Source organism: Thiomonas sp. 13-64-67, assembly GCF_002282795.1.
Lineage (GTDB): Bacteria > Pseudomonadota > Gammaproteobacteria > Burkholderiales > Burkholderiaceae_C > Thiomonas > Thiomonas arsenitoxydans.
The window spans coordinates 1-6,555 of sequence record NZ_NCKP01000094.1 but is presented as its reverse complement, the minus strand read 5'-3'; the positions used below and the strand labels follow the sequence as shown (position 1 = coordinate 6,555).

General features: G+C 64.1%; 3 protein-coding genes and 2 pseudogenes. 2 read left to right on the top strand and 3 right to left on the bottom strand.

Going from position 1 to position 6,555, the window contains the following annotated elements; genetic code table 11:
* Positions 1 to 771 (top strand): annotated as a pseudogene (gene tyrS / locus B7X30_RS14760) (tyrosine--tRNA ligase); the annotation flags it as partial.
* 13 nt (positions 772 to 784) lie between these two features.
* On the opposite strand, the gene B7X30_RS14755 reads toward tyrS, so the two are convergent.
* The 3 genes and pseudogenes from B7X30_RS14755 to uvrA all read right to left on the bottom strand — a co-directional run bounded on the left by B7X30_RS14755 (position 785) and on the right by uvrA (position 4,906).
* Positions 785 to 1,498 carry a hypothetical protein gene (locus B7X30_RS14755; RefSeq protein ID WP_286731605.1) on the bottom strand — a complete coding sequence of 238 codons (714 nt, stop codon included), beginning with the start codon at positions 1,496 to 1,498 and terminating at the stop codon, positions 785 to 787.
* Between the two features lie 222 nt (positions 1,499 to 1,720).
* Positions 1,721 to 1,960 (bottom strand): annotated as a pseudogene (locus B7X30_RS14750) (GlsB/YeaQ/YmgE family stress response membrane protein); the annotation flags it as partial.
* Positions 1,961 to 2,029: 69 nt separating this feature from the next.
* A complete protein-coding gene (uvrA, locus tag B7X30_RS14745; protein ID WP_286731604.1) occupies positions 2,030 to 4,906 on the bottom strand; it encodes an excinuclease ABC subunit UvrA in 2,877 nt (958 codons plus the stop codon).
* Positions 4,907 to 5,167: 261 nt separating this feature from the next.
* Between uvrA and B7X30_RS14740 the strand changes: the two genes are divergently transcribed.
* Positions 5,168 to 6,430: an MFS transporter gene (locus B7X30_RS14740; protein ID WP_286731603.1), complete on the top strand. Its 1,263-nt coding sequence runs from the start codon at positions 5,168 to 5,170 to the stop codon at positions 6,428 to 6,430.
* Positions 6,431 to 6,555: the final 125 nt, after the last annotated feature.

Here is a 6,555-nt window from a genome sequence, read left to right as displayed (position 1 = left end):
CATGATTCGCCTGGCCGCCAAATACACCCTGGCGCGACTGCTGGAGCGCGACGATTTCACCAAGCGGTTCAAGGAGGGCGTGCCCATCGCCATGCACGAGTTGCTTTACCCGCTGATGCAGGGTTTTGATTCGGTGGCGCTCAAAAGCGACCTCGAACTCGGCGGCACCGACCAGAAGTTCAACTTGCTGGTCGGGCGCGAGCTGCAGCGCGAATACGGCCAAGAGCCGCAGTGCATTCTCACCATGCCGCTGCTCGAAGGGCTGGACGGTGTGGAAAAAATGTCCAAATCCAAGGGCAATTACATCGGCATCCAGGAAGCCCCGGCGACCATGTTCGCCAAGCTGCTGTCCATCAGCGACGTGTTGATGTGGCGCTATTTCGAGCTGCTGTCCTTCCGCCCGATGAGCGACATTGCCGCACTGAAAGCCGAAGTCGAAGCCGGACGCAACCCGAAAGACGCCAAGGTGATGCTGGCCCGCGAACTCGTCACCCGCTTCCACTCTGCGTCCGCGGCTGACGCGGCGCAAGCCGACTTCGCCCTGCGCGCCAGCGGCGGCATTCCCGACGACATTCCGGGCTGGCGCTGCCTCAGGCGCTCAAGCAGGCCGGGCTGGTGCCCTCCACCGCCGAAGGCGTGCGCATGATCGAACAGCGCGGCGTGCGCATCGACGGCGCGGTGGCTGAAGACCGCGCCCTCAAACTCGGCGCGGGCACCGTGGTGTTGCAGGTCGGCAAACGCAAGTTCGCCCGGGTGACGCTGGCTGTTTGAAACCCGGCGCAGCCTATTGCGCGGTAAAAGTCAAATTCCCCAGCACCCCAGTTGTCGTATTCCAGTCGTTCCCAGATTCCGAGAGAAATGACATATTTCCCGTTGTATCAATTGAATACGTTGTCTGCCTGCTGCCATCTGCGGTGCCAGAGGTGTCAAACCGATTATCAAAAATCGTGAGCGTCGCCGTGTTTGATGAATTGCCAGGCGCCAACTTGAAACTGATGGACTCTGTACCAAGCGGGACTGAAGGTGAAGTGGTTGAAACGCATGCGTAAGTCACCACCGCACCGCTCACGGCCGCACCGTTTGGGCCGAGAGTGACGGTTGTCGGATAGGTGCTTGGGGTTTGAGGCACACATATTCCATTGCCTACCTCAGCCCCCGCCGGGGCATAGGATGCCGACAGAAAGGTTGTTCTCTGGAAAGTCAGTGAAATCGGTTGGATCGCCTGACCATTCTCGGTGGTGATTGTCGTGTTGATTGTGCGCGTTGTCGCGTAAGCCGACTGTCCGTTGAAGGTGGCTGCAAGCGCTTTATAACGCGTATACACAGCAGCCCCGGAAACAGGACTTGTGCCGCTGGAACCGGTCAAAGTACCGCTGATAATCACGTTGTTTTCAAATCCTGTGGCGTACAGCTTGGCAATGGCGGCCTGAACCGGAAATGTTGTTCCGGCTACAGGTTGTGCAGTGCTACCCCCCCCCCCCGCCTCCGCATGCGGCAAGCAGGGTGGTGGTGGCAAGCGCGGCCGCGATGGAAACCCGCGGCAACAACCGGTTCTGTATGGACATCTCGACTCCCCCTATTTTGTGCGGCGAAATAAGTCACCACATCGCCCGCGAAAGGCGAGCGCACACAAATACTCGCATTCAGCTTGCCAGTTGAGAACTGGAGTTACAAAGGTTTTCGAGTGGGCGTGGTCAGCGCGCACGCCATGTGCCCACTTCCGTTTCACCAGCCGGATGAGCCAGAGCAGCACGATGGCGCCGATAGTGGCCACGATCAGGCTGGGCAGCATGCCGCCGCCGGGAAACAGGCCCAGCAGGCGGAACAGGAAGCCGCCGATGAAGGCGCCGACCACGCCGACCACCAGATCGCCCAGCACGCCGAAGCCGCTGCCTTTGGTGATCTTGCCCGCCAGCCAGCCCGCGATCAGGCCGATGATCAGAAATCCGATAAGTCCCATGCCGCGCTCCTTTGCCCGCAAGGGCGGTTGACGATGGGCGCAAGGTAACAGCGTTGCCGCCGTTTTGTGTTACGTGCCGCGCAGCACCTGGCCGAGGTAGGGGCCGGTGACGCTGTTCGGGTGGGCGGCGATGTCTTGCGGCCTGCCTTCGGCGATGAGCTGGCCGCCGCCCGCGCCGCCATTGGGGCCGAGCTCGACCACCCAGTCGGCGCTGGCGATGACGTCGAGGTTGTGCTCGATGATGACGATGGTGTTGCCGGCCTCGCGCAGCTTGAACAGCACGCCCAGCAGCAGTTCGATGTCGGCAAAGTGCAGGCCGGTGGTGGGCTCGTCGAGGATGTAGAGCGTGCGGCCGGTGTCGCGCTTGGAGAGTTCGAGCGCCAGCTTGACCCGCTGCGCCTCGCCGCCCGACAGGGTGATGGCCGACTGCCCGAGGCGGATATAGCCCAGCCCCACGTCCTTCAGCGTCTGCAGCTTGCGGGCGATGGCAGGCACGGCCGAAAAGGTCTCCAGCGCCTGCTCCACCGTGAGTTCCAGCGCCTGCGCGATGCTCAGGCCGCGATAGGTGACTTCGAGGGTTTCGCGGTTGTAGCGCTGGCCGCCGCACACATCGCAGGGCACGTAGAGGTCGGGCATGAAGTGCATTTCCACTTTCACCGCGCCGTCGCCCTGGCAGGCTTCGCAGCGGCCGCCTTTGACGTTGAAGGAAAATCGTCCGGCGTCGTAGCCGCGCTCGCGCGCCACGGGCGTCTGCGCGTACAGCTCGCGGATGGGGGTGAACAGCCCGGTGTAGGTGGCCGGATTGCTGCGCGGGGTGCGGCCGATGGGCGACTGATCGACCGCGATCACCTTGTCGAGCTGATCGAGCCCGTCGAGGGCCGCATAGGGTGCGGCCTCCAGCCCAGCGCGGTTGAGTTCGCGCGCGCAGGCGGCGTACAGCGTGTCGTTGATCAGGGTGGATTTACCCGAGCCCGAAACCCCCGCCACGCAGGTGATGCGCCCCAGCGGAAAGCGCGCGGTCACGTCGTGCAGATTGTTGCCGCAGGCGCCGCTCAGGGTGAGCCAGTGTTCGGGCGCGGCGTCCTGCCGCGGCTTGCCGCGAAACACGCTGCGCGCGCCGCTCAGATAAGCGCCGGTGATCGAGTTGGGATCGGCCATGATGGCCTGCGGCGTGCCCTGGGCGATGATGCTGCCGCCATGCTCGCCCGCGCCCGGGCCCATGTCCACCACATAATCGGCGCAGAGGATGGCGTCGGCGTCGTGCTCGACCACCAGCACGCTATTGCCCAGATCGCGCAGGCGTTTGAGGGTGGCGATCAGCCGGTCGTTGTCGCGCTGGTGCAGGCCGATGGACGGCTCGTCGAGCACGTACATCACCCCGGTCAGCCCCGAGCCGATCTGGCTGGCCAGGCGGATGCGCTGCGCCTCGCCACCAGAAAGGGTGTCGGCGCTGCGGTCCAGCGTGAGATAGTCCAGCCCCACGTCGATGAGAAAGCGCAGGCGGCTGCCGATTTCAATCACCAGCCGCGCCGCCACTTCGGCGCGCTGACCTTCGAGCTGCAGGGTGGCGAACCAGTCGTGCAGCTCGCGCAGCGGGCGATGCGCCAGTGCCTGCAGCCGCTCGCCGCTAATCGTGACGTTGCGTGCAATCGGCCCGAGCCGCGCGCCCAGACAGTCGGGGCAGGTCTGCACGGTGCGCAGGCGCGCGAGTTCCTCGCGCACCGCCGGGCTGTCGGTCTCGTTCCAGCGCCGGTCGAGGTTGGGAATGATGCCCTCGAAGGGGTGCGACTTGACCGTGGGCCTGTTGCGGTCGTTCAGATAAGTGAAGGCGATGGCCTCCGAGCCGCTGCCGTGCAGCAGCACCTGGCGCACCGCCTGCGGCAACTGCTCGTAAGGCGTGTCGAGATCAAAGCCGTAATGCGCGCCCAGCGCCTGCAGCATCTGAAAGTAAAAGGCGTTGCGTTTGTCCCAGCCGCGAATCGCGCCGCTGGCCAGACTGAGCTCGGGATGGGCCACCACCCGAGCCGGGTCGAAGCGCTCGACCTCGCCGAGCCCGTCGCAAGTCGGGCAGGCGCCGACCGGATTGTTGAAGGAGAACAGCTTGGGTTCGAGCAGCGGCGCCGTCGTGCCGCAAATCGGGCAGGTGGGGCGGCTGTGAAACGTGGTCAGCTCGCCGCTGTCGGCGTCGAGCGCGCCCACCGGGCCTTCGGACAGACGCAGCGCGGTCTCCAGGCTCTCGGCCAGACGCTGACGCAGATCGGGGCCGGTCTTGATGCGATCGACCACCACCTCGATGCGCTGCGGCGGCGGCGCGTCGGCATCGGGCAGGCTTTGCGCATCGACCACCACGCCATCGAGCCGAAAACGCACAAAGCCCTGCGCCCGCAGTGCCGCCAGGCGTCCGGAGGCCGAAGCGCCCATTTGCGCCGCAGGCAGCGGCGCGAGAATGAGCAACCGCCGTCCCTCGGGCCAGGCGACGAGCGCATCGACCATTTGCGAAATCGTCTGCGCTTGCAGCGGCTCGTCGGGATGGTTGGGGCAATGCGGCGTGCCTGCGCGGGCATAGAGCAGCCGCAAGTAATCATGAATTTCCGTCACCGTGCCCACGGTGGAGCGCGGGTTGTGGCTGGTGGCCTTCTGCTCGATGGCGATGGCCGGGGCCAGCCCTTCGATCAGATCGACATCGGGCTTTTCCATCAACTGCAAAAACTGCCGCGCATACGCCGACAGACTTTCCACATAACGGCGCTGCCCCTCGGCGTACAGCGTGTCGAACGCCAGCGACGACTTGCCCGAACCCGACAGCCCGGTGATCACCACCAGCTTGTTGCGCGGCAGATCGAGCGAAATGTTTTTCAGATTGTGGGTGCGCGCCCCGCGCACGCGAATCAGTGCCTCGGCCTGGGTGCTGGCCAGCGGTTCAAACGAGGAGGCAAGGTCATTCATGGGCGAGGGCGGAAAAAAGTCAACCTGACACTATAAGGCGCCAAGCCACTTCAGGCGAAGCCGGGAAATTCACGCCGAGTAAATTGCGCCAGGCACCGGTTTTGCTGAAACGGTATGTAAACACGGGCACTTCTCGACAGAGTCCGTCACGAATCTGGGCGGCGTTTCAGCGAAAATGTCGCCTCAATCTTGCCGAGCGCTTGTGCATCGCCCTGTTTGTTTCAGGCCCCGCCGTGGCGCGGCCCTCCAGAGTTCCAGACGATGGCTTCCAAATCTTCCCGATCGACCAAAACCACAGCCCCCAAGGACGCCATGACGCCCGCCGAGCGCCGCGCCAGCAGTACGCTGGCGTCGATCTACGGCCTGCGCATGCTGGGGCTGTTTTTCATCCTGCCGGTGTTTTCCATCTACGCCGAGCATCTGCCGCACGGACACGATAAATTCCTCGTCGGTCTGGCGCTGGGCATCTACGGCCTGACGCAAGCGGTGCTGCAGATTCCCTTCGGCGTGGCCAGCGACCGCTTCGGCCGCAAGCCGGTGATGGTGTTCGGACTGCTGATTTTCGCCATCGGCTCATTCGTCGCGGGAGCGAGCGACAACCTCTACCTCATCATCATCGGCCGCGCCATTCAGGGCGCCGGGGCCATTTCGGCGGCCATCTCCGCCATGATTGCCGACTCCACCCGCGACCAGCACCGCACCAAGGCCATGGCCATGGTGGGCATGACCATCGGCTTTTCCTTCATCCTCTCGCTGGTGCTGGGCCCGCCCATCTATCACGCCATCTCGGTGCCCGGCATGTTCGACCTCACCGGCATTCTTGCGCTACTGGCCATTGCCGTGGTCATCTGGGTCGTGCCCAACGTGCCCATGACCACGCACTCCGAAGAGGTGCAGGGCCACTGGGCCAAGGCGGTGTTCACCCCGGCGCTGCTCAAGCTCGACTTCTCGATTTTTGTCGTCAACTTTTTGCAGGTGAGCATGTTCGTGGTCGTGCCGGTGGCGCTGGTGAAATACGCCGGCATTCCCCTGCTGCACCACTGGATGGTCTATCTGCCCGTCACGCTGATTTCGTTCGCGCTGTCCATCCCCGGCATCATTTACGCCGAGAAATACGGCTATATGAAACCCGTGTTCGTCGGCGGCGTGGCGCTGCTCGTGCTCACCATGCTGGGCTTTGCCGCAGGCTACAAAAACCCCGTGGCGCTCATCGCCGCGCTGTTCTTCTTCTTCCTCTCTTTCAACCTGATGGAAGCGCTGTTGCCCTCGCTGGTGTCGCGCACCGCGCCCGCCAGCCGCAAAGGCCTGGCCATGGGCGTTTACAACACCGGGCAATCGCTCGGCTTGTTTGCCGGTGGCGCGGTGGGCGGATGGCTGTCGCAATACAGCAGCGAAGATGTGTTTTTTGTCGCTGCCGCGCTGGCCGCGCTGTGGCTGCTGGTGTCGTTCACCATTCAGCCCCCGCCCAAGCGCCACAAACCCGCCGAGGCCGAAGCCGCCCCCGCGCAGCCGCAGAGCGCCTGAACCCCAACCCGGCCGCGAGTGAGGCCGCGGCTGGCGTTATGCTTGCCGCCATCGTCCCGCAGCCCGCGGGACGCCGCAATTCAGGACACCTCATGGCCTCCGTCAACAAAGTCATTCTCGTCGGC